The following is a 24,039-nucleotide window of genomic DNA, read 5'->3' as shown; positions in this document are numbered from 1 at the left end:
GAGCGGTGTGCGGTGGCTGGGCGCCGGCCCGGGCGGCCGGCTAGAAAGATCGCCCGGTCACCGAGAGCTCGAAGGACTCCATGAAGGCCACCAGGTCGCGGACGGCGTCGATGCCCACGGCGTTGTAGATGGAGGCACGGATGCCGCCCACGAGGCGGTGGCCGGCGAGCCCCACGAGGCCCTGCCCGGCCGCCCGGTCCACGAACTCGCGCTCGAGCTCGGGGGTGGGGAGGCGGAAGGTCACGTTGGCCACGGAGCGCGACGAGGGCACTGCGCAGCCGCGGTAGAGGTCGGAGCGGTCGACGGCGCCGTAGAGCAGCGCGGCCTTCTCGGCGTTGCGCTCGCCCATGGCCTCGAGGCCGCCCGTCCCGCGCACCCAGTCGAACACCTTGCCGCAGAGGTAGATGCCGAAGGTGTTGGGGGTGTTGAGCATGGAGCCCTTGGCCAGCTGCGCGGAGTAGTCGAGGTAGGTGGGGCAGACGCCGAGCGCCGGCCCCGCTTCCACGAGGGAGCGGTCCACGACGAGCACGCACACGCCCGAGGGTCCGGCGTTCTTCTGGGCGCCGGCGAAGAGCAGGCCGTAGTCCGTCACGTCCAGCGGGAACGAAAGGAAGCACGACGAGACGTCCGCCACGAGCGGCGTGCCCCCGCAGTCGGGGAGCCCGTGGAACATGGTGCCGTAGATGGTGTTGTTCTGGCAGATGTAGCCGTAGTCCATGCCTGCGAAGGCCTCGGGCGCCGGAAGGTCCGGGATGCGGTCGAACCCCGTGGGCTCGCTCGTGGCCAGGATCTCGGCGCTGCCGTACCTCGCGGCCTCCTCAGCGGCGACCTTGGCGAAGTGGCCGCTCACGATGTGTCCGGCGCGGCCGCGGCGCATGAGGTTCATGGGGATGCCCGCGAACTCGAGCGTGGCACCGCCCTGCAGGAAGAGCACGCCGTAGGAGTCGGGGATACCCATCACCTCGCGGAGCGACGCCTCGGCGGCGTCGATGACGCGCCGGTAGGCGGCGGAGCGGTGGCTCGTCTCGAGCACGGACATGCCGGTGCCGGCGAAGTCCATGAACTCCGCCTGGGCCGAGAGGAGGACGTCCTCGGGCATCTGGGCGGGGCCTGCCGAGAAGTTGCGCGGTCGGACCATGGGGCATCTCCCAACGTCGCGGGACAGACGCTAAGAGCATAGCCCGGGCCCCGGCGGCGCGGCCGGCCCTGACACCGGGTGGTAACGAGGGGGAACGGCCGCTGCGCTATGCTTGGTGCAGATTGAAAGGAGTCCCGCCCATGCCCTTCGCCCCCGACGCCGACCCCTCGGCCTTCTCCGCGGCCCCCGCCGTCTTCTTCGACTTCGACGGCACGCTCGCCAACACCATCGACTCCATCCGCGCCACGGGGCGCCGCGCCCTCATGGACTACGGCCTCACCGAGGAGGAGGTGGGCGACGTCAACCGTATCATCGGTCCGGCGTTTCCCGGCGCCTTCTCCGAGGTCTACGGCCTCACCGAGGAGGACGCCGCGTGGGTCACGGCCCGCTACCGCGAGCTCTACCGCGAGCAGGGCCCCGAGGCCTGCGCCCCCTACCCGGGCATCGTGGGGCTTTTGGACGCGCTTCGCGCCCAGGGGCGCACGGCGGCGGTGGTCACCTGCAAGCTGACGTCGCTCGCCTCGGCGGGGGCCGAGGCCCACGGCTACTTGGACCGCTTCGGGCTTGTGATGGGAAAGGCCGACGACACGCCCACGACCAAGGCCCGGCTTGTGGCCGCGGCCCTCGCCGAGCTCGGGCTTGCGCCCGATCAGGCCGTCATGGTGGGCGATCGCAAAAACGACATGGAGGGGGCCCGCGCCAACGGCGTCCTTGCCCTGGGCGTGGCCTACGGCGCCGGGACCGCCGACGAGCTCTGGGAGGCCGGCGCGCAGTGCGTCGTCGACTCTGTGGCCGCCCTATCCGACGTTTTGCTCGGGCGGGGGACGGGTAAGCTTCTTTAAACAGGTCTCACGACGGCATAAGGAGAGGACCATGGCAGACGATCGGAAGAACCCCATCGAGGGCCTGGGCGACATCGCCCACAACGTGTTCCTGGCGGGCGTCGGGGCAGCGGCCATCGTCGGCGAGAGGGCCGGCCAGGTGGTCGACGACCTCGTCAAGAAGGGCGAGCTCACCGTCCAGCAGGGCAAGGTGGTGAACGAGGAGCTCAGCCAGAAGGCGGCCGGCGTGGTCAACGAGACCACCGAGAACCTCATCAAGACCCACCTCAAGAACATGACGCCCGAGCAGCGCGCCGAGTTCGTGGCCAACGTGCGCTCCATGGCCGACGACATCGAGGCCAAGGCCCAGGAGGCCTCCGACGAGGCCGCGGCCGACGCCGACGACGCCGCCGAGGCAGTGGAGGCCGACGCCATCGAGGTCGACGAGGACTAAGGACCCATGGCGGAGGACTCGAGGAAGATCTCATTGGATGCCGAGCAGGTCGACGCCGACCTCTCGGCATCCGGCTCGCAGGAGGTCGTCATCGGCCTGTTCGGCGAGCGGGTGGTGGGCACCGGCGACCTGTCGGCCCGCGCGCGCCACCGCCGCCTGCGCGAGATCTTCGCCATCCTGCGCCGCTACGACATCCTCCGGGGCCTCACGCCCCAGAAGCTCGTGGCCATGCTGGAGGACCTGGGCCCCACCTTCGTGAAGGCCGGCCAGATCCTCTCCATGCGCTCCGAGATCCTCCCCGAGAGCTTCTGCCGCGAGCTCGAGAAGCTCCGCACCGACGTGGAGCCCATGGGCTACCAGACGGTGGTGGAGGTGCTTGAGCACGAGTACGGCCGCCCGGTGGGGGAGGTCTTCTCCCACGTCGACGAGACGCCCCTCGGAAGCGCCTCCATCGCCCAGGTGCACCGCGCCACGCTTCGCACTGGCGAGGACGTGGCCGTGAAGGTCCAGCGCCCCCGGGTGCGCGAGGTCATGGGCCAGGACATCGAGATCATGCGCACCGTGGTGCGCCACGTGGCGCCCTTCATGGGCGGGGACCAGTTCCTCGATCTCAAGGCCGTGGTGGGTGAGCTCTGGGACAGCTTCAACGAGGAGACCGACTTCCTCGTGGAGGCGCGCAACCTCCAGGAGTTCCGGGCCGAGAACGCCTCGGTCCGATACGTCACGGCGCCCGCGCCCCACATGCGCCTGTGCACGGCCCACGTGCTCGTGATGGACTACGTGGCCGGCCCCACCATCTCCAAGCCCAAGGAGATCGAGGCCGAGGGCTACGACCTCGTGGAGATCGGCACCAAGCTCGTGGAGAACTACGCCAAGCAGGTGCTCGACGACGGCTTCTTCCACGCCGACCCGCACCCCGGCAACATCATGGTGGCCGACCGGAGGATCGTGTTCATCGACTGGGGCATGGCCGGGCACCTCTCCACCTACTACCGCGGCATCCTGCGCTCCATGCTCACGGCCGTGGCCGAGCACAGCTCGCCCAAGCTCAAGCAGGGGCTTCTGGAGCTCTCCGAGAACCGCGCGAGCGGGGCCGACATCGACCACGGTGCGCTCCTCGCCGAGCTCGACGCCATCGTGGACACCTACGGGTCCATGAGCCTCGAGGAGCTCAACCTGGGGCAGTTCCTCTCGGACCTCATCCAGCTGGCACGCACCTACTCCATCGAGCTGCCGGGCGCCATGACCATGATCGCCCGCGGGCTCGTGACCCTCGAGGGCGTGGTGGACGAGTTCCTGCCCGGCGTCTCCATGATCGAGATCGTGGAGAACCACGTGCGCGACAGCCAGGACCTGCGCGCCATGGCGAGGGACGAGGCCCGGACGCTCGCCCTGGAGGGCCACAAGGCGCTCCACGGGGCGCTCGAGGCCATGGGGCAGGCGGGGCTCGTCACCGACATGCTCACCCGCGGCCAGCTCAAGCTCAACCTGGACTTCTCCGGGTCCCAGGACCCCATCGAGGACCTCTCGCACATCGCGGACCGCCTCACCCTGGGCATCATCATCGCGGGCCTGCTCGTGGGCAGTTCCATCATCTACTTCGCCGGCGCGAGCTTCACGGTCCTGGGCGTGCCGCTGCTGGGCTTCCTCGGGTACGTGCTGGCCATATCGCTCTCCGTCTACATGGTCCACGACATCCTCAAGCATGACCGCAAGCGCAAACGATAGGATTTAGCTGTCGACATCGATGGGTGTCGTCGTCCGTTCATACGGCTGTCGGAAGGACGCCTGCTAACCCATGGCTAAAAAGCGCCTTGTCTTTGTGTACGTGCTCAACGTCCTCGCCGCGTTCGCGGTGGTGATGCTCCACGTGTCCTTGGATGTCTTCTCGCCCCGGGCGGGCGGGGACCCCAAGTGGTTTGCCTCGTTCTTCTTGCAGGCGGCCTTCATCTTTGCCGTGCCGGTGTTCTTTGCCGTGAGCGGTATGAACCTTTTGGACTACCGGTCCAAGTACGACACGCGCACGTTCTTTGTAAAGAGGGTGCGCCGGGTGGGCGTGGCCCTGCTCTTTGGCAGCGCCGTGTGCTATCTGGCCTACGGGCTGTTTCCCGGCGACTTTTGGGGCGCGGAAGGGGCCACCCTCTCCGTCAAAGGGTTTGTCAAAGGGGTGTTGTCCAATACGGTAAACGACACCTACTGGTTCCTCTATACCATTATCTACCTGTACATTCTTACGCCCCTGCTCTCTCTTGCCGCCGGGCGCAAGCGCCTTTTGGAATACCTTCTGGCGTGCTGTGCCGTGTCGGCGGTGCTCCTCCCCCTTGCGGCGGCCCTCGGGTTCGACCGTTCCTACCTCGACCCGCTCTTTGGCTGGGGCGCCTTCGCCAACGTGGCGCTCTTGTACTACGTGGGCGGCTTCTACCTGGCCCGCTATGTGAACAGGCCCGAGGGTTTCCCAGTGCCATGGCAGGCCTCGGCGGCCGTCTACGCCGTCTCCACCGCGGCTATGGCCCTGGTGTCGGCGGCCTCCAACGGCTTCGTGGGCTTCAATGCCGTTCCCGGTGCTTACGACCCCTATTGGATCTCCATCGCCTCGCCGTTGTGCATGGTGCAGGCGGCGTCGGTGTTCATGGGAGCGATGGCGTTGGAGCCGCGCTTCTCGCGCCTCAAAGGGCGGGGGCTGAGCGTGCTCGTGGCCCTTTCCGGGGCGTCCCTTGGCGTCTACCTCATTCAGATGCCCGTCATCAACTGGATCGGCCACAGGCTCTTCTGGCCTGGGTACGGGTGGCTGCAGGACACGGTGGTCCGTGGCCTCGTGGTGTTCGCCGTGGCGATGGCCCTCTCTGTGGTTTGGTGCACGGCATGGGGCACACTCAAGGGCGGTTTGAGGCGCCTCGCTGCCGCAGGGAGGCGATAGGGCGTGGGCGTATCCTTCGTTCTTGCGTTTTTGCTCGCTCTTGCTGCGGTCGTGGTCCCTGGCTTTCTTCTGTGCACGTCCTTTGGCCTGGGGTGGCGCGCGTCGATATGCGTGGCCCCGGGCACGAGCCTGTTCCTGTACTTTGCCGTGAGCCTTGGGCTGGGAGCGCTGTCAGTGGACGGCGTGCTCCCGCTTGGCGCAGGCGTGCTCGGCGTCGCGGCCGTGGCCTCGGCCGTGGCCTGGGCCGTCCGTCACAAAACGGGCTGGCACCCTGCCATCGAGCAGCCTGCGCTGTGGGTCATGGCAGTCTATGTGGCCGTGGGCAGCGTCTTGTTCCTCATCCTGTTTGCGAGAAACTCCGGGGGGCTCGGCTGGTTCCTCCAGTACAACGACAACTCCGCACATCTCACGAGCATCAAGGCCATGGTGGACGGTGCGTCCACATCGCCCGTGCGCTCCGTCATGTACGGCTCCAACGTGCTCGCCAACCAGTCGCCGCTTCCGCCTGGAACGTCGGGTTTCTCTGCCCCCGCGTCGTTTTACCCGTCGGCCTATCACAACGTTGCCGCCTTGGTGCTCGCCTCCGGCGTGGGAGCCATCGCCGTGGTGCAAAACGCCGTCAACGCGGTTTTCACGGCGGCGGTCTTTCCCCTGGGGGTGTGCGTCCTGCTCGCGCAGGTGACCAGCGGCAATCAAAAGGCGGTTCTTTTGGGTTCCGTCGCCTGCGGGGCCAGCTACGCTTTCCCTCTGCGGGCGCTCGTGGTCCACCAAAACTATCCCAACGTCGTCGCGTTCTGCTGCATCCCGCTTGTTTGCGCCCTCTTGGTGGCCGCTTTTCCCGTGGACGACGGGGGAGAGGAGCCTGCGGTGGGTGTCTCTGCGGCTCCTTTGGCGCTGCTCCTCGTTTCTGTGGCGGGCCTTGTGGACCTTCATCCCAATGCGGTCATCGCCTGCGCATTGGCTGCCTCGTGCTTTCTCATGGGCCGCGTGGTGCCGGCATGGGCGCGCACGCTGCCGCGCCGCTTCACCTCGGTGCTCTTGTTCGTGGGCGCCGAGGCGGGCATTCTTGTCGTTTGCTTGAGCGTCTGGCTCGCCTGCCTTGTATCTCCCCCGTTCGCGTCTGCCGTCGGCTTTCTGTGGGAGTGGACCTTGCCCGTTGGCGACGCCTTTGTGCAGCTGGTGCTTCTGGGGCTTCGCATCCCGGTGGAGCAGCCTGTGCTGGCCGCCATGGTCGCCGTGGGCCTCGTCTGGTGCGTCACCCACAGGGGCCGGGGTTGGATCGCCTTGGCCTATGGGGTCTTTGCCGCGATCTTCCTTGGAAACGCGGCAGGCTCGCCCACGGTCAAGCGCATCTTTGCCGGCTTCTTCTACACCGATCCCGACCGGACGGCCGCCCTTGTGGGCCTATGGGCCTCCATCGTGGCCGCCTTTGGCCTCTATGCGCTGTTCAGCGGTGTGACGGCGCTTCTTAGAAAGGCTTGGGGGCGCAGGGGCGAGTGCACGCTTCCCAAGGCGGTCCCGTGGGCCGTTGCGGCCGTTGTCTGCGCCGCTTTCTCCGCTGGCAACTACGGCGAGGCCCTGGCCGTCAGCTCCTATCCAAAGGACGAGGGCCGTCCTTACCTCAGCCCGTCCGAAGACCTTCCCGGTGGGGCGTTCGCCTGGCAGGAGTGGGAGCTTCAGTGGGTCTCCGACCCCTATCATGCGCTGTTCTATCGCAAGGACGATGCGGGCTTCATGCGGAGGGTCGTCGCCATAACCGGTCACGACGACCTCATCCTCAACATCCCTCTCGACGGCTCCATGTACGCCTACCCCATCGACGACGCCAACGTGTTCTACAAGCGCGAGCTCACAGGACCGGACTCTGAGACGAGCCAGGCCTTGAGGCTCCGTCTCAACGAGTATGCCGAGAGCCCCGAGGTCCAGAAGGCTGTGGAGGAGACTGGCGCCAAGTATGTGCTGCAGCTTTCGGTCAAGGGGCCCGAGGGTGCCAACTACGCCGACTACGAGCGCAACCGGCCGGAAGACTGGGTGGGCATCGCCTCTGTCACGCCCGATACGCCGGGCTTTAAGCTGGTGCTCTCCGACGGCAACATGGCCCTCTATGCCATTGAGCCCATGCCTGTGGCCAAGGAGCAGGCCGCCGAGAAGAGCCAGGGGCCCGGTCGCGACGGGGCCTCCGACGCCGCCGGCGCAGGAGAGGCCCCGGCTCGAACGGTCTTCTGAGAGGAGCGTGATCTGCGTGCTCAAGGTCTGCCTCGTCGAGGCGGTGGTGGTCTACGGCCTGGGCTTCCTGGCGCTGGCGCCCCTGCTCGGCTGCCGGCTCAAGACCCTGCTGCTGGCACCTTTGGGATCCTACGGGCTGCTGGCGGCCTTGGGTACCGTCTACGGCTTGCTCTCGGTTCCGGGAAACCCGGTGACTATGGTCTTCGTGCCGGCCGCCCTGCTCGGCGTGCTTCTGGCCGCGCGGTGCGCACGGGGGTTGGAGGACACCCGGCCATCCCTTCGCCGTCCAGAGGGCCGCGACTTGGCTCCTTGGATCATCGCCGCGCTGTACGGCGCCTGCGGCCTCGTCGTGACCTGGCGCGTGCTCTTTGCCCCCATGGCCGGCGCCTACGACCTCATTCAAGGCTATGACGGCGTCTACCACGTCAACCTCGTCCATGCCATGGCTGCCTCGGGTGACCTGTCGTCGGTGTCCCAGGGCATCTACCGGGCGGCGGGGGAGGGGACTGTCCTGCAGGGGGCGCCGTCGTTCTACCCGGCCGCCTGGCATGTGGTGGCGACCCTTGCCATGGAGCTTGTAGGCACCGACGTGGTGGCGGCCACGAACGGGTCGATCCTCTTCGTGTGCGGCTTGGTGCTGCCCCTCTCCACCTTGGTCTTTTTCGAGCGGCTCTATGGGCGTCGCCCGCGGCTCCTGGCCATGGGGTGCTTGGTGCCGGTCATGTTCGCGGCCTTCCCGGTCTCGTGCGTCGTGGGTGGCACGTGGTATCCCGTGGTGCTCTCCATGGCCCTGCTTCCCGCCGCGGTTGCCGTGGCCATGGCCTTCGTCGACGACCTGACGGGTGCCGAGACGGCGACGGACGGGACGCGCCGGGCGGACTCCCGGTTTCTCGCGGGGCGCGGCACAGGGCTCGGCACCCTGTCTGTGCTCCTCGCCATCGCCTTTGTGACGCTGGCCCTCTCGCAGACGAGCGCTGTCTTTGCCCTCGGGGTCTTTGGGGTCTCCTACGCCTGCTTCTCGCTGTTTCAGGCCGCAAGGCGCCGGGAGGCGGCCGTGGTGGCGGCCTGTGCGGTCGTCCTCTGGGCAGTCTGCTACAAGCTGCCGTTTCTGCAGTCGCTCGTCCACTACCAGTGGGACGCCTTCGCCTCGCCCGAGCAGGCCATGGCGAACCTCCTGCTCCTCTCGCCCTCCGCGGCCGATGTGGCCCAGCCGCTTCTGGGCGCGGCCGTGGCCCTGGGGCTCGTCGTTTGCCTCGCCGAGAGGCGCTTCCGATGGCTCGTCGCCCCCTACGCCATCTTCGCCGCAGGGTATGTGGCCACGGCCTCCTCGGAGGGGCTCCTCAAGCACCTGCTCTCGGGGTTCTGGTACACCGAGCCCCTGCGCATGGGGGCGCTCGTCGTCGTTGCCTCTATGGCCGTGGTGCCCGTCTTCCTCGACCGCGCGTGGTCTGTGCTGGTGGGACGTCGGGAGTTTGGGTGCGTGGCCCGATGGGCCTCGTCGCTGGCCTTGGCCGGCCTTTTCTCCGCCATGGTCCTCGCGCCCGCGGTCGCGGTCTACGGGGCGGGAGACCACGTGGGCGCGTTCGGCTACTGGGAGGACCGCGTGGCCCGTGCCACGGTGCAAAATCTCGACCGCGTGCTGCCTGCGGACGAGCGCGCCTTTGCGGCACGGGTCAAGGCCGAGGTGGGAGATGCCGTGGTGCTCAACGTGCCAGATGACGGGAGCTGCCTGCTCTACGGTCTCGATGACCTCGACGTGCTCTGGAAGCGCGACTCGGACGCCCACCCCGAGCTTCGTGAGCACCTCGACCGCTATGCCGCCGACCCGGAGGTCCAGCGGGCAGTGGCCGAGACGGGTGCTCACTATGTCCTGCAGCTCGATCAGGGCAACCTCGACGGTGCCGGCATGTACCACACCTACCGCCACGACAACTGGGCGGGCATCGACGCCGTGGGCCCGACCACGCCGGGCTTTACCGAGGTGCTTTCCGAAGGCGACATGCGCCTCTACCGCATCGAGGCGCTCGGCTGAACCGAGGCTGCCCGTGTGATGGCGGAACGCCTTCCGTTCCAAGGAAAAGGCGGGCCCCTCTGCCGAGGGGCCCGCCTTCGTGTGCCTGGCTTTATGGGCGCCTTAGTTCAGTCCGCGCACCGTGCGCCCGATGGACTTCATGACCTCGCGACGGCGCGTGCCGTAGGGCATGATGGGGTCAACGAGCTTGCGGATGGGGTTGTTCTCGCCGATCGCCTTGGGCGGTTGCCAGGAGATGCGCTTGCCACCGAGGTCGACGTGGGTCACCGCGGCGGCCAGCTGGGCGATGAGGCGCTCGTAGAACGGCGTCTTGCGGGCGTACTCCCAGTAGAGCTCGGCCTTGTCGCAACCCACCATGGTCCAAGGCTTCTGGAACCCGGCGTAATGGGTGACGAGGGCGTTGCCGCGGGCGCGCAGGAAGGCGTCGAATACAGGTGCCGGGGCAAACGAGAAGATGCGCCCGATGCGGCCATCGCAGTCGATCATCACGTTCCAGGCGTTGTCGAGGTAGGTCACGCGCCCCTCGCAGCAGCGGTTGAGCACGTCCTGGTCGTTGTAGATGAGGGTGGGGTCCGACGCGGCCTCGAGCCACTGCTCCATGCTCATGAACTGCCGCATCTCCCCGGTGTTGAGCAGCAGCACGCCGGCCTGGAAGTAGTCGTAGGGGTCGCGCATCCCGAGGACGTCCTCGGCATAGGCCATGCGCTTGCCGTCGGGCATGTTGAGGTTGCCGAGGAAGTCGACGTCGCGGGCGGCGGCCAGTAGGTTGCCGGTGACGTCGGTGTGGTAGAGCTCGGCCACGTCTCCGGTGACCACGAGGTCGGAGTCGAGGTAGAGCACCTTGGTGTAGAAGGGGAGCAGCTCCTGGATCAGGAAGCGGTAGTAGGTCTCGTTGGAGATGTGGGCGTTGCTCGTGGTGAGGTCGTACTTCTCGACGATGTCTGCCACGTCGAGGAAGCGCAGGTGGGCATGGGGGTAGCGGGCCATCACGGCGCCCATCTCGGCGCGGTTCTCGCCGGAGATGTCGCTCGTGAGCACGATGACGTCGTAGCGGTAGGCGGGGTCCGCGTTCTCGAGCATCGAGACGATGGTGGTGGACACCATGGGCACGTAGTTGTTGTCGGCGGCAAAGACCACCGGGATGGTGGAGCGTACGGGCGTCTCCAGGGGGAGGGGCCGCGGGGCCGGGCGGGGTGCCGGGTCCTGGAAGTGCACCACCTGGAGCTCCTTGGTCTTCCAGCCGCGGCCCACGCGCTCTCCGTGGATCAGGTAGATGTTGAGCAGGCGCTCGGCAAGGTGTCCCGGGGTGCGCACGCCCTCCACGGAGTAGTGGGAGAAGTCGATGGCGTCGATGCAGCGGTCGAGGATGGGGAACACCCACTCGGCGTACTCGCGGAACAGCTCCGTGCGCATGATGTACATGTTGCAGAAGCACGAGGTGTGGCCGTTGAGGTAGGCGTCCACGTCCTGGGCGTAGTCGGGGTGGAGCTCCTTGACGACCTCGCCGCACAGGATAAGGTCGTCGATGTGGAGCTTGGGGGCGTCGGCGTACTGCTCGGCCGGCGTGGTGTAGGGGGCAGGGAGGGAGCGGATGTCCTGCATGGGGGCGGTGACGATGTCGTAGCCCTCGATCGCCCGGGCGATGGAGGCGTCGTCGAGGCCGAACCTCCTCTGGGCGGCCTCGTCGATGGTGCCGGCCATGACCTCGCCCCAGCCGTTCTCCTCGTAGCGGGTGTCGGAGAAGTTGAAGTAGCGGCGGTAGTGGCAGAAGCCCACGTACTCGGCGTCGGTCACGTGCTTCCAGGCCCAGTACTGGGCCGTCATCTCGCAGAGCATCTTGTTGAGCCCGGAGTCGTTGTCGCCCTCGTCGTCGTGGAGCATGTCGGGCAGGCGGCCCCCGTTGACGGCGCAGCCCACCTGGATCATCTGGAGGCTCTTGGCGTCAAAGCGGGCGAAGTCGCGGTGGGCCGAGACGAGGATGCGCACCTTCTGGGCGTCGTAGTCGGCCAGGAGGTCCCGCTCGGCGCGCTCCGCATCGCGGCGGCGCAAATCGCCGATGTGGCTGGCGGCGGCGGCGACGGCGGCGTCAAGGCGTGCCCGGGCGTCGTCGGCGACGTGTGCCGTGTCGGAGAGCTCCAAGGCGAGGTTGAAGGTGCGCTCCACCGACGGGTCGTCAGCCAGCGAGACGTCGGTATCCCACAGACGGTAGGCGCCGTCGCGTGCGAGCCGCGCGAGGTTTGCGGCAACCTCGTTGGGGCCGAGCACGGAGGCGATGAGCTCGGCCGCCTTGGCCTGGTCTTCGGGGGCGACGCGGTTCTGCCAGTCGTTGGTGACGATCTCGGCGAGCTTCACCTTGGCGCCGGACGCCGCCTCCGCCAAGGCCTCGTCTCCCGACATGCGGGCGAAGTCGACAGACGCGTCGATGCAGGCCTGGCACTGGGCCGCCTCGCGGGCATAGGCCTCGGGCGTGAGCCGGTCGTAGTTGATGATGCCACGGCCCAGGTTGTAGACATAGCCGAGGATGTCGTTGCGGGTGGCCTCCTGCTCGATGACGGAGCAGATGACCAGGTACTCGTAGGCGTCCTCCGCCCGATCGAGGCGTTCGGGCGTCATCGCCTCAAAGGCGCGCTTGAGCGCCTCGGTTTTGTAGGCATGGTTGGTGACGCGCCAGTCCCGGCGATAGCCACCCCTCTCAAAGAAGACCTGGGTGAGGAGCTCCTGGCGGGCAAGGGTGCCTTCGCCCTCGTTGTTGAAGCGCTCGAAGGCTTTGGCGGCCTCGTCGGACGTGGACCCGGCTGCCTGGGCGACAAGGCCACAGTGAATGGAGTCCACGGGGTCGGCCGAGAGCGCCTCGTCAAGAAGGGCAAGGCAGTCGGGTTTGAGGGAGTCGTCGCCGTCAAGGAACACGGTGTACTCGCCGCAACAGCGCTCCATGCCGGTGCGCCGGGCAAGGTGCGTACCCTCGTTCGCCGCCTTGTGGACAACCGTTATCCTCGGGTCGGAAGCGGCGAGGCGGTCGGCGACGGCGCCGGAGCCGTCGGGGCTCGCGTCGTCCACCACCACGGCCTCCCAGTCGCCGAAGGTCTGGGCCAAAAGGCTGTCGAGGCACTGCTCGAGATAGGCCTCCACGTTGTAGGCCGGGATGACGATAGAGAAACGGGGCATGGCTCCTCCAAGGAGACGGTCGAGGCACAGTGAGGTCACAGGTTCCATTGTGGCCGGTCGCACGGGCTTGGCGCATACGTGCCGCAAACGTCCATAACCTGACGGTCCACTGTGCCTGTCTAGCGTTGCGGCGCGGCGCTGAAGTCCGGCGCGCGGCGGAGCGGGCGCGATCCTTGAGGCCCGCTTGAGGCCGATGGCGCACAATCGCCATGCCATGATTGGGCGTAAAGACATCATGCAGTGCAAAGAGGGGGGTGCCATGCGTCTGCTGGTGGCAGAGGACGACCGCGACCTCGCCGAGGTGCTCGGCGTGTTCCTCGAGCGCAACAACTTCGCCGTGGAGGTGGTGGGCGACGGCCGCACGGCCCTCGACCACGGGCTCTCCGGCGCCTACGACGGCATCGTGCTCGACGTCATGATGCCGGCCATGGACGGCATCGAGGTGCTGCGGCGCCTCCGCGACGCCGGTGTGGACACACCGGTAATGATGCTTACGGCCAAGGGCGCCACACGCGACCGCATCGAAGGCTTTGACGCCGGTGCCGACGACTACCTGCCCAAGCCGTTCTCGCCCGACGAGCTCCTCTCCCGCGTGCGCGCCATGCTGCGACGCCGCGGTCCCTGGCAGCCGCGCACCGCGTCCTTCGGCGACCTCGTGCTGGACCTCGACGGCTCCGTGCTGTCGTGCGGCGTCCGCTCCGTGCAGCTGTCGCGCCGGGAGTTCCAGGTGATGGAGCTGCTCATGGCGGCGCCGGGGGCGGTGACGCCCGCCGAGCAGATCCTCGAGCGCGTGTGGGGCTGGGACGCCGAGGCGGAGGTCAACGTCGTCTGGGTGCACATCTCCAACGTGCGCAAGAAGCTGGCGTCCCTGGGTTCCTCGGTGTCCATCGTGGCCATCCGGGGGCTCGGCTACACCCTCCGGGAGGCCGCCGGTGATTGAGCGGCTGCGTCGACGCTTCGTCGCCGTGGCCATGGCCGCCGCCACCGTGGTCATCGTGCTCGTGGGCCTGGCCATCAGCGGCGCCGGCCTCTACGGCGTGTGCGCCCGCGCCGACCACGTGCTCTCCGTCATCGCTGCCAACGGGGGCACCATCCCGCGCGGCACGGCGGGGCTCGACCCCGAGACGCCCTTCTCCGCCAGGTACTTCGTGGTGGAGGTGGGCCCCGACGGCACCGCCGTGGGCACGGACCTCTCCCACGTCGCGACCGTCACCGCCGCGGACGTCGTTGCCTTCGCCCGCCGGGCCTCGGCGGCGTCGCCGGGCTTCAGCTGGTACGACGGCTACCGCTGCCTCGTGACCGAGGACGGCCAGCGCCGCACCGCCGTCTTCCTCGACTGCCGGGGCGGCCTGGCGTCGCTCGAGACCACGGCGCTCGCCACGGTGGCCGTGGGCGCGGCGGCCGACCTCCTCGTCTACCTGTTCGTGCGGCTCTTCTCGGCCCGGGCCATCGACCCCCTCGTGCAGGCGGCCCAGCGGCAGCAGCGCTTCGTCACCGACGCCTCCCACGAACTCAAGACGCCCGTCACCGTCATCGTGACGAGCCTCCGCGTGCTGGAGATGGAGGTGGGGGAGAACCGCTGGATCGAGAAGGCCTCGCGGCAGGCGCACTCGCTGGCGCGCCTCGTGGACGACCTCGTGGTCCTCTCGCGCTTGGAGGACGAGGGCGCCGCCGTCCGGGAGCGCGTGGACCTCTCGTCCCTCGTGGCGGGGGTGGCCGACGACCTGGCGGACTTCGCCTCGGTGGAGGGCCACGGGCTCCGCGCCGAGGTGGAGCCGGGCGTGTCCGTGGAGGCCGACCCCCGCGCCGTGGGGACCCTGCTCTCCGTGCTGCTCGACAACGCCGTTAAGTACGCGCTGCCCGGCGGCGAGGTGACTCTCTCCCTGGCCCGGGTGCGCCGCGGCGCCGAGCTCCGGGTGTCCAACCCTGCCGAGCCGCTGGACCCGGAGGCGCTGGGGCGCGTGTTCGACCGCTTCTACCGGCCCGACGAGGCGCGGTCCCGGGAGACCGGCGGCTTTGGCATAGGCCTCGCCCAGGCGGCCGGTATCGTGGGGGCCCACGGCGGCACCGTCCGGGCCACCCAGGGCCCGGGGGCCGACGGCGCCAACGCCTTCACCGTGACGGTGTGGCTGCCGGCCAAGGGGGCGCGGGCTTAGAAGGCCAGGGGGTGCGCCGTGGGCACGCGCCGCTCGTAGGTGACGAACTCCGTGAAGCCCAGGTCGCGGAGCATCCGCTGGCCCACCCGCAGGTAGGAGCCCAGGTGCGAGGGCCGGTGGGAGTCGGAGCCCAGGGTCAAGAGCGTGCCGCCGAGGTCGCGGTAGAGCCTGAAAACATCTGAGGACGGCATGGTGTCGTCGAGGCCGTAGCGCCAGGACGACGTGTTGAGCTCGATGGCCTTCCCGTGGGCGATGACGTGCTCGAGCACGGCGGCCACCTGGTCTCGGACCCGCTCGAAGGGCACGGGCCCAAAGGGGTCATAGCGGCGCATGAGGTCCAAGTGGGCGACGGAGTCATAGCCGTCGAAGGCGTCCATGACGGCCAGCATCTCGTCGTAGTAGTCGCGGTGGACGGCGTCTTGGTCGCGTCCCTTTTGGTAGTCGCCGTTCCAGAACTCTCTGTCTTCCACCTGATGGATGGACAGCAGGCAAAAGTCCAAGCGGTCGCCCCAGTGGTCCAGTACGGCCTCGTACCGGGCCACCGTGTGGCGCTGCACGCCCAGCTCCAGCCCGGCCCGTATCGTCAGCCGCCCGTCAAAGAGCGCTCGTACGCGCTCTACCTCTGGAAAGTAGCGGGCGTAGTCCACGTTAGTGACGGGCTTGCCGTTGTCGGGGTCGAATCGGTCGCAGGGCTCGCCGGCATCGGGCTTCACGCCGTAGTCCACATGGTCGCAAAAGCACAGGGCGTCCAGGTTCAGGCGGAAGGCGTCTGCGGCCACCTGCTCCATCGGGTAGACGGAGTCGTCGGAGAACTCGGTGTGGACGTGGAAGTCGGCAAGCATGGCAGCCTCCTTTGCGGTTCTACGGGGCGGCGGTGGTGTGACGGGTCCGGGCGTCCCCGACCAGTCTAGGGTTTCAGGGGGCGGGGTGGGGACACAGGCCATCCGCCCGCAACCGGTTCCGGGCGGGGCACTTCAATCAAGCGGGAAACCACCTTCGCCCGCAACCGCTCCCGGGCGGGAAAACGCCGCCTGCGGCCCCTCCAGGACGGCGTTGCGGCCTCAGCCGAGAAACCGCCCCCGCCCGGAACCGCTCCCGGGCGCTCCGTCTCTCCAGCACGGTAGCCACCCCGGCCCGCGACCGCATCCGGACGGTCAGTCGCTTCAACGTGGCGACCGCTCCATCTGGCATGGCTTTCGGACGGGCGGCCCCTTCAACAAGGCGGCCGTCGCGGCCTGCAGCCGGTTCCGGACGGCATCAGCCCCCGAACCCCCGCATGCAGCGGCGCCTTCCAACAAAAAAGTGGTAAAGGGCGTCAATGCGAGGTCGGCACCGGCGCCGTCGCGACAGGGGCTCTCGCCAAAGCAGGGGAGGGGCTCATGCATCGTTAGGGAGTCCTCCTGAGAGGGCCTGTGCATCCGAAGATGCACAGGCCCTCGAAGTGACTCCCGTTGATGCATGAGCCCCTCCCCGGACAACCGGAAGGGAGCGCCCCTACTCCAGCTCGAAGGCGCCGGTATAGAGCTGGTAGTAGGTGCCCTTCTTGGCGATGAGCTCGTCGTGGCTGCCGCGCTCGATGATGCGGCCGTGGTCCAGCACGATGATCACGTCGGAGTTGCGCACCGTCGAGAGGCGGTGGGCGATGACGAAGGTGGTGCGACCCTTCATGAGGGCGTCCATGCCGCGCTGTACGATGGCCTCGGTGCGGGTGTCGATGGAGCTCGTGGCCTCGTCGAGGATCATGACGGGCGGGTCCGCCACGGCGGCGCGGGCGATGGAGATCAGCTGGCGCTGGCCCTGGGAGAGCTGGGAGCCGTTGTCGGTGAGCAGGGTGTCGTAGCCCTGGGGCAGGCGGCGGATGAAGTCGTCGGCCCCGGCCAGCTTGGCGGCGTCGAAGCACTCCTCGTCGGAGGCGTTGAGCCGGCCGTAGCGGATGTTGTCGAGCACCGTGCCGGTGAACAGGTTCACGTCCTGGAGCACGATGCCCAGGGAGCGGCGCAGGTCGCCCTTGCGGATCTTGTTGATGTTGATGCCGTCGTAGCGGATCTTGCCGTCGGCGATGTCGTAGAAGCGGTTGATGAGGTTGGTGATGGTGGTCTTGCCGGCACCGGTGGCGCCCACGAAGGCCACCTTCTGGCCCGGCTTGGCGTAGAGGGAGACGTCGTGGAGCACGGTGTGGTCGGGGGTGTAGCCGAAGTCCACGTCGTGGAAGCGCACGTCCCCGGCCAGCGGGGTGTAGGTGACCTCGCCGCTGTGGTGGGGGTGCTTCCAGGCCCACATGCCCGTGCGCTCCCCGGCCTCGGAGAGCTTGCCGTCGACCATGCGCACGTTCACCAGCTCGACGTAGCCGTCGTCGGTCTCGGGCTCCTCGTCGATGAGGGTGAAGACGCGCTCGGCGCCGGCCATACCCATGACCACGGGGTTCACCTGTTGGGAGATCTGGCCGATCTGGCCGGCGAACTGCTTGGTCATGTTGAGGAAGGGCACGGCGATGGCGATGGTGAAGGCCGACCCCGAGATGGAGACGCTGGGCACGTCGAGGGCCAGGAGGATGCCGGCCACCACGGCCACCACCACGTAGATGACGTTGCCCATGTTCATGAGGATGGGGGCGAGGATGTTGGCGAACGTGTTGGCCTTGCGGCTCGCGTCGAAGAGGCGCTCGTTGTACTGGTCGAAGTCGGCCTCGCACTCGCGCTGGTGGCAGAAGACCTGCACCACGCGCTCGCCGTTCATGATCTCCTCCACGTGGCCCTCGACGGCGGCGATGGCGCGCTGCTGGGCCAGGAAGAACCGGGCGGAGCGCCCGGCGAGGGCCTTGGAGGACAGGGCCATCAGGGCGGTGCCCGCCACCACGACGATGGTCATCCACAGCGAGTACCACAGCATGATGAAGAAGACCGAGACGAGCACCAGGCAGGTCATGGTGATCTGGGGCAGCGACTGGGAGATCATCTGGCGCAGGGCGTCGATGTCGTTGGTGTAGAACGACATGATGTCGCCGTGGGCGTGGGTGTCGAAGTAGCGGATGGGCAGGGTCTCCATGTGGTCGAACATCTCCTCGCGGAACTTCTCGAGGCTGCCCTGGCAGATGATGGCCATGAGGCGGTTCCAGGTGAAGTTGGCGACGAGGCCCACGAGGTAGATGCCGGCCAGGGAGAGGGTGATCTGGCCGATGGGGCCCGCGGCGGACTCCCAGTCCCCGGTTGGCCAGCAGCGCCCCACCACGGCCAGGGCCTGCTGCATGAAGATGGCCGGGGCCGCGTTGGTGAGTGCGTTGATGAGCAGGCACACGAACACGATGGGCATGAGCACGGGATAGAACCGGAACAGCGACTTGAACACGCGCAGGATGACCGCCGGTTTGACGCCGGGGCGCTTCGCCTGCATGGTCTGCTTAGCCACGCTTGGCCTCCTTTCGGTCGATGTCCTCGATCTTCTCGTCGTGGGACTGCTTGTTCTGCGACATGTACACCTCGCGGTAGATGGGGGAGCGGCGCAGCAGCTCCTCGTGGGTGCCCACGTCGGCGATGGTGCCCCGGTCCATGACCACGATGCGGTCGGCGTCCTTAACCGAGCTGGTGCGCTGGGCGATGATGATCTTGGTGGTCTCGGGGATGAAACTCTTGAAGCCCTCGCGGATGAGGGCGTCGGTCTTGGTGTCCACGGCGCTCGTGGAGTCGTCGAGGATGAGGACCTTGGGCCGGGCGAGCAGCGCCCGGGCGATGCAGAGGCGCTGCTTCTGGCCGCCGGAGACGTTGGTGCCGCCCTGCTCGATGTAGGTGTCGTAGCCGTCGGGGAAGCGCTCCACGAACTCGTCGGCCTGGGCCAGGCGGCAGGCCTCGATCACCTGGTCCATGGTGGCGTCGGGGTTGCCCCAGCGCAGGTTGTCGGCGATGGTGCCGCTGAACAGCACGTTCTTCTGGAGCACCATGGACACGGCGTGGCGCAGGGTGTCGAGGTCGTAGTCGCGCACGTCGACGCCGCCCACCTTGAGCGTGCCCTCCGTGACGTCGTAGAGGCGCGGGATCAGCTGCACGAGGGTGGACTTGGCGGAGCCGGTGCCGCCGATGATGCCGATGGTCTCGCCGCTCCCGATGTGCAGGTCGATGCCGTGGAGGGCGGGGAGCTCGCTGCTTTCGGAATAGGAGAAGTCGACGCCGTCGAAGTCGATGGAGCCGTCGGCCACCTCGCGGACGGGGTCTGCCGGGTCGTGGATGGTGGTCTCGGCCTGGAGCACCTCGTCGATGCGGCGGGCGCTCTCCATGGACATGGCGATCATGGCGAAGATCATGGAGAACATCATGAGGCTCATGAGGATCATGAAGCCGTAGGTGAACAGCGACGAGAACTGGCCGACGTTCATCACGGTGCCGCTCGTGGACACGATGGTGTAGGAGGCGAAGTAGATCACGCTCACGAAGATGACGGCCACGGCCAGGTTCATCATCGGGCCGTTGAGGGCGAGCAGCTTCTCGGCGCGGGTGAAGTCGGCCTGGACGTCCTTGGCGGCCACGCCGAACTTCTCCATCTCGAAGTCCTCGCGCACGAAGCTCTTGACCACGCGCATGCCCGAGACGTTCTCCTCCACCGACTCGTTGAGGGCGTCGTACTTGCGGAAGACGCGGCGGAAGATGGGCAGCACGCGGCGGATCACGAGGAACAGGCCGAAGGCCAGCGGGATGGTGACGTAGACGTAGACCCACGCCATGTCGCCCGCCATGACGAAGGCCATGACCAGGGCGAACACGATCATCATGGGGGCACGGATGGCGGTGCGGACGATCATCATGAACGACATCTGCACGTTGGTGACGTCGGTGGTCATGCGGGTGACCAGCGACGGGGTGGAGAACCGGTCGATGGTGGCGAAGGAGAAGGTCTGGATGTTGTAGAACATGTCCTTGCGCAGGTTCTTGGCGAAGCCCGCGGCGGCCCGGGAGCAGGTGATGCCCGCCGCCGTGCCAAAGGCCAGGGAGGCCACGGCCATGACCAGCAGCACCAGGCCGGCCTGCAGGATGGAGGTCACCTGGGCCCCGGTATTGATCGCGTCGATGAGGTTGGCGGTCACGAAGGGGATCAGCACCTCGATGACCACCTCGCCCGTGACGAGGATGGGCGTGGCTATGGCCGCCCGCTTGTACTCGCGCAGGCTCTTGGCCAGTCTTTTAATCATCCAGCTCCTTCCAGTCTTTCTGCTTCCAGTGGTCGAGCACCCGGTCGAGCAGCCCCTGCAGCTGCTCCTGCTCGGTGGGGGAGAGGCAGGAGAGGCTCCATGCCCTGAACCGGTCCCGGCGCGCGATCTCGGCCTCGGCCTCGGCGGCCCCCGCCTCGGTGAGCTTCACGATGAGCTTGCGGCTGTCGTCGGCGTCGCGGGTCCTGACCACGTAGCCGCAGGCCTCCATCTTGGCCAGGACCTCCGAGAGGGAGCTGGCCTTGATGCCGAAGCGGTCGCCGAGCTCCCGCTGGGTCTTGACGCCCCCGCTCTCGAAGAGGGCGCAGAGGATCTGGGGCTTTCCCGAGACGCCTCTTCCATGAAAGTACAGGTAGTGGCCCAGGCACTTGATGTCGAGCAAGGTGGAGTCGATGCGGTGCGCCTCGACGTTGTCCATGGGTTTCCAGACACCTCCTCAGGTCTTCACGATGTGGCCTAAGGATACTAGTCCCCTGGAACTGATATTGCAAGGTACCGAATGGTTCGGGACCAAAGTTTGTTCATAGGAGGGTGCGGGGCCTGAAAGGGGCGGCCGCACGGCGCCCATGGGCTGCGGCGGGCGGCCCGGGGCGGGCCGAAGGTCAGGCCAGGAGGGCCTCGAGGCCGTCGCGGGCCTTGGCGAGCACATCCTCGATCAGGCGGCCCTTCGCGGCGTCGAAACGGAAGCTCGGCGTGGTCACCCCGATGCCCCAGGCGACCCTCCCCGCCTCGTGTACCGGCAGGGCGATGCAGACGACCCCCTCGCTCGTCTCCCCCCGGTCGAAGGCGAAGCCGCCGGCCCTCACCTCGTCGAGCTCTGCGTGGAGTTGGTCCGGGGAGTCGAGGGTCTCGTCGGTGAGCCGCTCCCAAGGGGTCGGCACCAGGGCGTCGACCTCCCCGTCGTCCATGGCGGACAGCAGGGCCTTGCCGATGGCCGTGCTGTAGAGCGGCAGGGTGGCCCCCGGGGCGCTCGCCAGGCGCACGGCCTGCGGGGAGTCCACCCGCAGCAGGTAGCGAACCCGGGACCCGTCGCGGCAGCCCACCTGGCAGGTCTCCCCGCAGGCCGCCACCACGCCGCGGGCGCACTCGTCGAGGAGGCGGAACGTCCCGTCGCCGCGCTCGAAGGCCCGCCCGCACATGGCGGTCATGGGTCCCATGCGGTAGCGTCCCGTGGCGGCGTCGAGGGAGAGGAAGCGCATGTCGACCATGGTCTTGAGGATGGGGAAGAGGCTCCCCTTGGGGGCGCCGACGGCTCGGCAGAGCTCCGAGAACGACAGCCCCTCGTCGTGGGCCGCCAGGAGGGAGAGCACCTCGAGCACACGTGCCGTGGCCCGATGCGGTGCCGCGGCGGTCTCCTCGGCCATGGATCCTCCTGCCCTCAGCTGCCCAACCTATATTCAGTCTATATACATATAAACCGATTTTTGCCCTGAACTGCCGTTCGCGGAGAAAACACGCCCGCTCGTGGCAGAGCCGGCGGAACCGCGTCTTCGGCGTCTCGACGGCTTCCTAGTATAGCAATCGTAATAGCGAACATAGTTCGTATATACGAACAACAAGCGTACGGCAACAGTCGTACGAACACCGCCCACCCCCGATCCCACGAAGGAGGTAACCCATGCGCAACGCCGTCCTCATCGACCAGAAGGACAACGTCGTCGTTGCCATAGAGCCCCTCGAAGCCGGCACCGAGGTCTGCTACGTCACCCGCACCGGCGAGACCGGCCGCCTCGACTGCGTCGAGACGGTGCCCCTGTACCACAAGGTCGCCCGAACGCCCATCCCCAAGGGCGAGAACGTGGTCAAGTACGGCGAGTACATCGGGGTGGCCACCTGCGACATCGCCGCCGGTGAGCACGTCCACACCCACAACTGCGTCTCCACCGATGGACTGCGAGCCGAGGAGGTCGGCAATGAGTAGGGTCTTCGACGGCTACCGTCGCCCCGACGGTCGGGTGGGCATCCGCAACCACGTGCTCGTGCTGCCCACGAGCATCTGCGCCTCCGACACCACCGAGCGCATCGCCCGCAACGTGGAGGGCTGCGTCTCGTTCCACAACCAGAACGGGTGCTCCCAGGTGCCCGCCGACCAGCAGGTCACCATGGACACCATGGCCGGGTTCGCCGCCAACCCCAACGTGAGCTCGGTGCTGGCCGTGTCCCTGGGGTGCGAGGGGTGCCAGAACGACCTCGTGGTAGAGGCCATCCGCGAGCGCACCGACAAGCCCGTCGAGACCCTCGTGATCCAGCAGGTGGGCGGTTCCATCCGCGCCGTTGAGGAGGGCACCCGCATCGCCGGCAGGCTGGCGGAGCGGGCCGCCTCCGAGCGGCGCGAGCCCTGCGACATCTCGGAGCTGGTCCTGGGCACCAACTGCGGCGGCTCCGACACCACCAGCGGCCTGGGGTCCAACCCCCTCATCGGGGAGGTCTCGGACTGGCTCGTCGCCCAAGGCGGCACCTCGGTGCTCTGCGAGACGAGCGAGTTCTTCGGCGCCGAGCAGATCCTGGCCCGCCGGGCCGCCACGCCGGAGGTGGCCTCCCGGATCCTCGGGATCGTCAAGGACTACGAGGAGTACGTGCACATGTTCGGCGCCGAGATGCGCCAGGGAAACCCCAGCCCCGGCAACATCGCGGGTGGCCTCACCACCCTCGAGGAGAAGTCGCTCGGCTGCATCCACAAGGGGGGCCACAGCCCCATCAACGCGGTCTACCCCTACGCCGACCAGCTCAAGGCCCACGAGGGCCTCGTGATCATGGACACCCCCGGCAACGACCCGACCTCCATCTCCGGGCTTGTGGCCGGCGGCTGCCAGCTGGTGGTCTTCTCCACCGGCCGGGGCACTCCCACGGGCAACGCCATGGCGCCGGTCTTCCGCCTCACTGCCAACCGCGAGACGGCCCGCGCCATGGCCGACAACACCGACTTCGACGCCTCGGCCACCATCTACGGCCCCGAGACCATGGAGCAGCTGCGCGACGCCATGGTCGACGACCTCGTTGAGGTCTGCAGCGGGCGCCTCACCTGCGCCGAGGCCATCGGCTACACCGAGACGGCCCTGCCCCATCTCTGCAACTACATGTAAACGCCGGGGGACCGGCAAGGACGCCCGGCGGCGCCGGGCAAGGAAGGGAGCTTTCGTCATGGACCTGCATCTCAAGGACAAGGTCGTCTTCGTCACCGGCGGCTTCAAGGGGATTGGCAAGGGCATCGTGTTCCAGCTGGCCCGCGAGGGGGCGGTGCCGGTCGTCCTCAACCGCAAGGACGGCGTGGAGGACGAGTTCGTCGCCGAGCTCAAGGAGGTCACCGACCGGTTCGAGGTCTACTTCATCGACCTCAACGACGACGACGCCATCAAGCCCATCGTCGACGAGGTCTACGCCAAGTACGGCCACATCGACGGCGTGGTGAACAACGCCGGCAAGAACGACAACAAGGACGTCGAGACCACCACCTGGCGCGAGTTCGAGGAGTCGATCCACGGCAACCTCACCCACTACTACGAGCTCGTCCACGAGTGCTGCCCCTACCTCAAGGAGTCCAAGGGCGCCATCGTCAACATCTCCTCCAAGACCGCCCTCACCGGCCAGGGCAAGACGAGCGCCTATGCCGCCGCCAAGGGCGCGATCCTCGGCCTCACCCGCGAGTGGGCCGCCGCCTTCGCCAAGGACAACGTGCGCGTGAACGCCATCGTGGTGGCCGAGGCCTGGACCCCCCTCTACGCCAACTGGATCAAGACCTTCGGCGACGAGGAGGCCCAGCAGGCCCGCCTCAGAACGATCACCGACAAGATTCCCCTGGAGCACCGCATGACCTCGGTGGAGGAGATCGCCGACGCCTGCGTCTTCCTGCTCTCCGACCGTTCCAGCCACACCACCGGCCAGTGGCTCCACGTCGACGGCGGCTACGTCCACCTCGACCGCGCCCTGGACTAGGGG

At 67.7% G+C, this 24,039-nt stretch carries 18 protein-coding genes; 11 read left to right on the top strand and 7 right to left on the bottom strand.

Translation table 11 applies throughout. The features are described from left to right. Window positions 1-40 precede the first annotated feature (40 nt). The gene (gene serC, locus OR600_RS06975) at window positions 41-1,138 is read right to left on the bottom strand and encodes a 3-phosphoserine/phosphohydroxythreonine transaminase (RefSeq protein WP_265590899.1); all 1,098 of its coding nucleotides are present in this window, start codon (window positions 1,136-1,138) and stop codon (window positions 41-43) included. Between the two features lie 140 nt (window positions 1,139-1,278). Between serC and OR600_RS06970 the strand changes: the two genes are divergently transcribed. From OR600_RS06970 to OR600_RS06945, 6 genes are all read left to right on the top strand, one after another. Continuing rightward, window positions 1,279-1,980, top strand: coding sequence for an HAD family hydrolase (locus tag OR600_RS06970; RefSeq protein ID WP_251164104.1), 702 nt, complete (start codon window positions 1,279-1,281; stop codon window positions 1,978-1,980). A gap of 31 nt (window positions 1,981-2,011) precedes the next feature. Continuing rightward, on the top strand, window positions 2,012-2,413 hold the full coding sequence (locus tag OR600_RS06965) for a phasin family protein (protein ID WP_135978791.1): 402 nt from the start codon (window positions 2,012-2,014) through the stop codon (window positions 2,411-2,413). Window positions 2,414-2,419: 6 nt separating this feature from the next. Then, window positions 2,420-4,141, top strand: a complete 1,722-nt coding sequence (locus OR600_RS06960) for an ABC1 kinase family protein (protein WP_265590898.1) — start codon at window positions 2,420-2,422, stop codon at window positions 4,139-4,141. A 70-nt stretch (window positions 4,142-4,211) separates the two neighbouring features. Further along, the gene (locus OR600_RS06955) at window positions 4,212-5,330 is read left to right on the top strand and encodes an acyltransferase (protein WP_265590897.1); all 1,119 of its coding nucleotides are present in this window, start codon (window positions 4,212-4,214) and stop codon (window positions 5,328-5,330) included. Window positions 5,331-5,333: 3 nt separating this feature from the next. Next, complete coding sequence (locus tag OR600_RS06950) at window positions 5,334-7,556, top strand: DUF6541 family protein (protein WP_265590896.1); 2,223 nt, start codon at window positions 5,334-5,336, stop codon at window positions 7,554-7,556. A 16-nt stretch (window positions 7,557-7,572) separates the two neighbouring features. Further along, window positions 7,573-9,588, top strand: a complete 2,016-nt coding sequence (locus tag OR600_RS06945) for a DUF6541 family protein (RefSeq protein ID WP_265590895.1) — start codon at window positions 7,573-7,575, stop codon at window positions 9,586-9,588. 102 nt (window positions 9,589-9,690) lie between these two features. Here OR600_RS06945 and OR600_RS06940 read toward each other — a convergent pair whose 3' ends face one another. After that, window positions 9,691-12,753, bottom strand: a complete 3,063-nt coding sequence (locus OR600_RS06940; protein WP_265590894.1) for a DUF4422 domain-containing protein — start codon at window positions 12,751-12,753, stop codon at window positions 9,691-9,693. 259 nt (window positions 12,754-13,012) lie between these two features. On the opposite strand from OR600_RS06940, the gene OR600_RS06935 reads away from it, so the two are divergent. Both OR600_RS06935 and OR600_RS06930 read left to right on the top strand, forming a co-directional pair. Continuing rightward, on the top strand, window positions 13,013-13,693 hold the full coding sequence (locus tag OR600_RS06935; RefSeq protein WP_135978797.1) for a response regulator transcription factor: 681 nt from the start codon (window positions 13,013-13,015) through the stop codon (window positions 13,691-13,693). Continuing rightward, entirely contained in the window at window positions 13,686-14,909 is a 1,224-nt protein-coding gene (locus OR600_RS06930; protein WP_265590893.1) for a sensor histidine kinase, read from the top strand. Before OR600_RS06935 ends, OR600_RS06930 begins: the two co-directional genes overlap by 8 nt. Here the strand turns inward: OR600_RS06930 and OR600_RS06925 are convergent. The 5 genes from OR600_RS06925 to OR600_RS06905 all read right to left on the bottom strand — a co-directional run bounded on the left by OR600_RS06925 (window position 14,906) and on the right by OR600_RS06905 (window position 21,467). Next, window positions 14,906-15,751 (bottom strand): histidinol-phosphatase HisJ family protein, encoded by an 846-nt coding sequence (locus OR600_RS06925; RefSeq protein WP_135978799.1) that lies wholly within the window; start codon window positions 15,749-15,751, stop codon window positions 14,906-14,908. The two genes, OR600_RS06930 and OR600_RS06925, sit on opposite strands and share 4 nt — an antisense overlap. A 652-nt stretch (window positions 15,752-16,403) precedes the next feature. Further along, the gene (locus tag OR600_RS06920; RefSeq protein ID WP_373871645.1) at window positions 16,404-18,314 is read right to left on the bottom strand and encodes an ABC transporter ATP-binding protein; all 1,911 of its coding nucleotides are present in this window, start codon (window positions 18,312-18,314) and stop codon (window positions 16,404-16,406) included. Then, window positions 18,307-20,085, bottom strand: coding sequence for an ABC transporter ATP-binding protein (locus OR600_RS06915; RefSeq protein WP_135978800.1), 1,779 nt, complete (start codon window positions 20,083-20,085; stop codon window positions 18,307-18,309). The genes OR600_RS06920 and OR600_RS06915 overlap by 8 nt, the downstream gene beginning before the upstream one ends. Then, on the bottom strand, window positions 20,078-20,521 hold the full coding sequence (locus OR600_RS06910) for a MarR family winged helix-turn-helix transcriptional regulator (protein WP_135978801.1): 444 nt from the start codon (window positions 20,519-20,521) through the stop codon (window positions 20,078-20,080). Before OR600_RS06910 ends, OR600_RS06915 begins: the two co-directional genes overlap by 8 nt. Window positions 20,522-20,705: 184 nt before the next feature. Continuing rightward, on the bottom strand, window positions 20,706-21,467 hold the full coding sequence (locus tag OR600_RS06905; RefSeq protein ID WP_135978802.1) for an IclR family transcriptional regulator: 762 nt from the start codon (window positions 21,465-21,467) through the stop codon (window positions 20,706-20,708). Between the two features lie 254 nt (window positions 21,468-21,721). Between OR600_RS06905 and OR600_RS06900 the strand changes: the two genes are divergently transcribed. From OR600_RS06900 to OR600_RS06890, 3 genes are read left to right on the top strand one after another with little or no spacing between them, the layout of a single operon-like run. Continuing rightward, window positions 21,722-22,024, top strand: a complete 303-nt coding sequence (locus tag OR600_RS06900; RefSeq protein WP_135978803.1) for a UxaA family hydrolase — start codon at window positions 21,722-21,724, stop codon at window positions 22,022-22,024. Continuing rightward, entirely contained in the window at window positions 22,017-23,186 is a 1,170-nt protein-coding gene (locus tag OR600_RS06895) for a UxaA family hydrolase (protein WP_135978804.1), read from the top strand. The genes OR600_RS06900 and OR600_RS06895 overlap by 8 nt, the downstream gene beginning before the upstream one ends. Window positions 23,187-23,244: 58 nt before the next feature. Beyond that, window positions 23,245-24,036, top strand: a complete 792-nt coding sequence (locus tag OR600_RS06890) for an SDR family oxidoreductase (RefSeq protein ID WP_204407300.1) — start codon at window positions 23,245-23,247, stop codon at window positions 24,034-24,036. Window positions 24,037-24,039 lie beyond the last annotated feature (3 nt).

The organism is Granulimonas faecalis, assembly GCF_022834715.1.
GTDB classification, from domain to species: Bacteria; Actinomycetota; Coriobacteriia; order Coriobacteriales; family Atopobiaceae; genus Granulimonas; species Granulimonas faecalis.
This window is presented reverse-complemented; position numbering and strand designations above follow the sequence as displayed.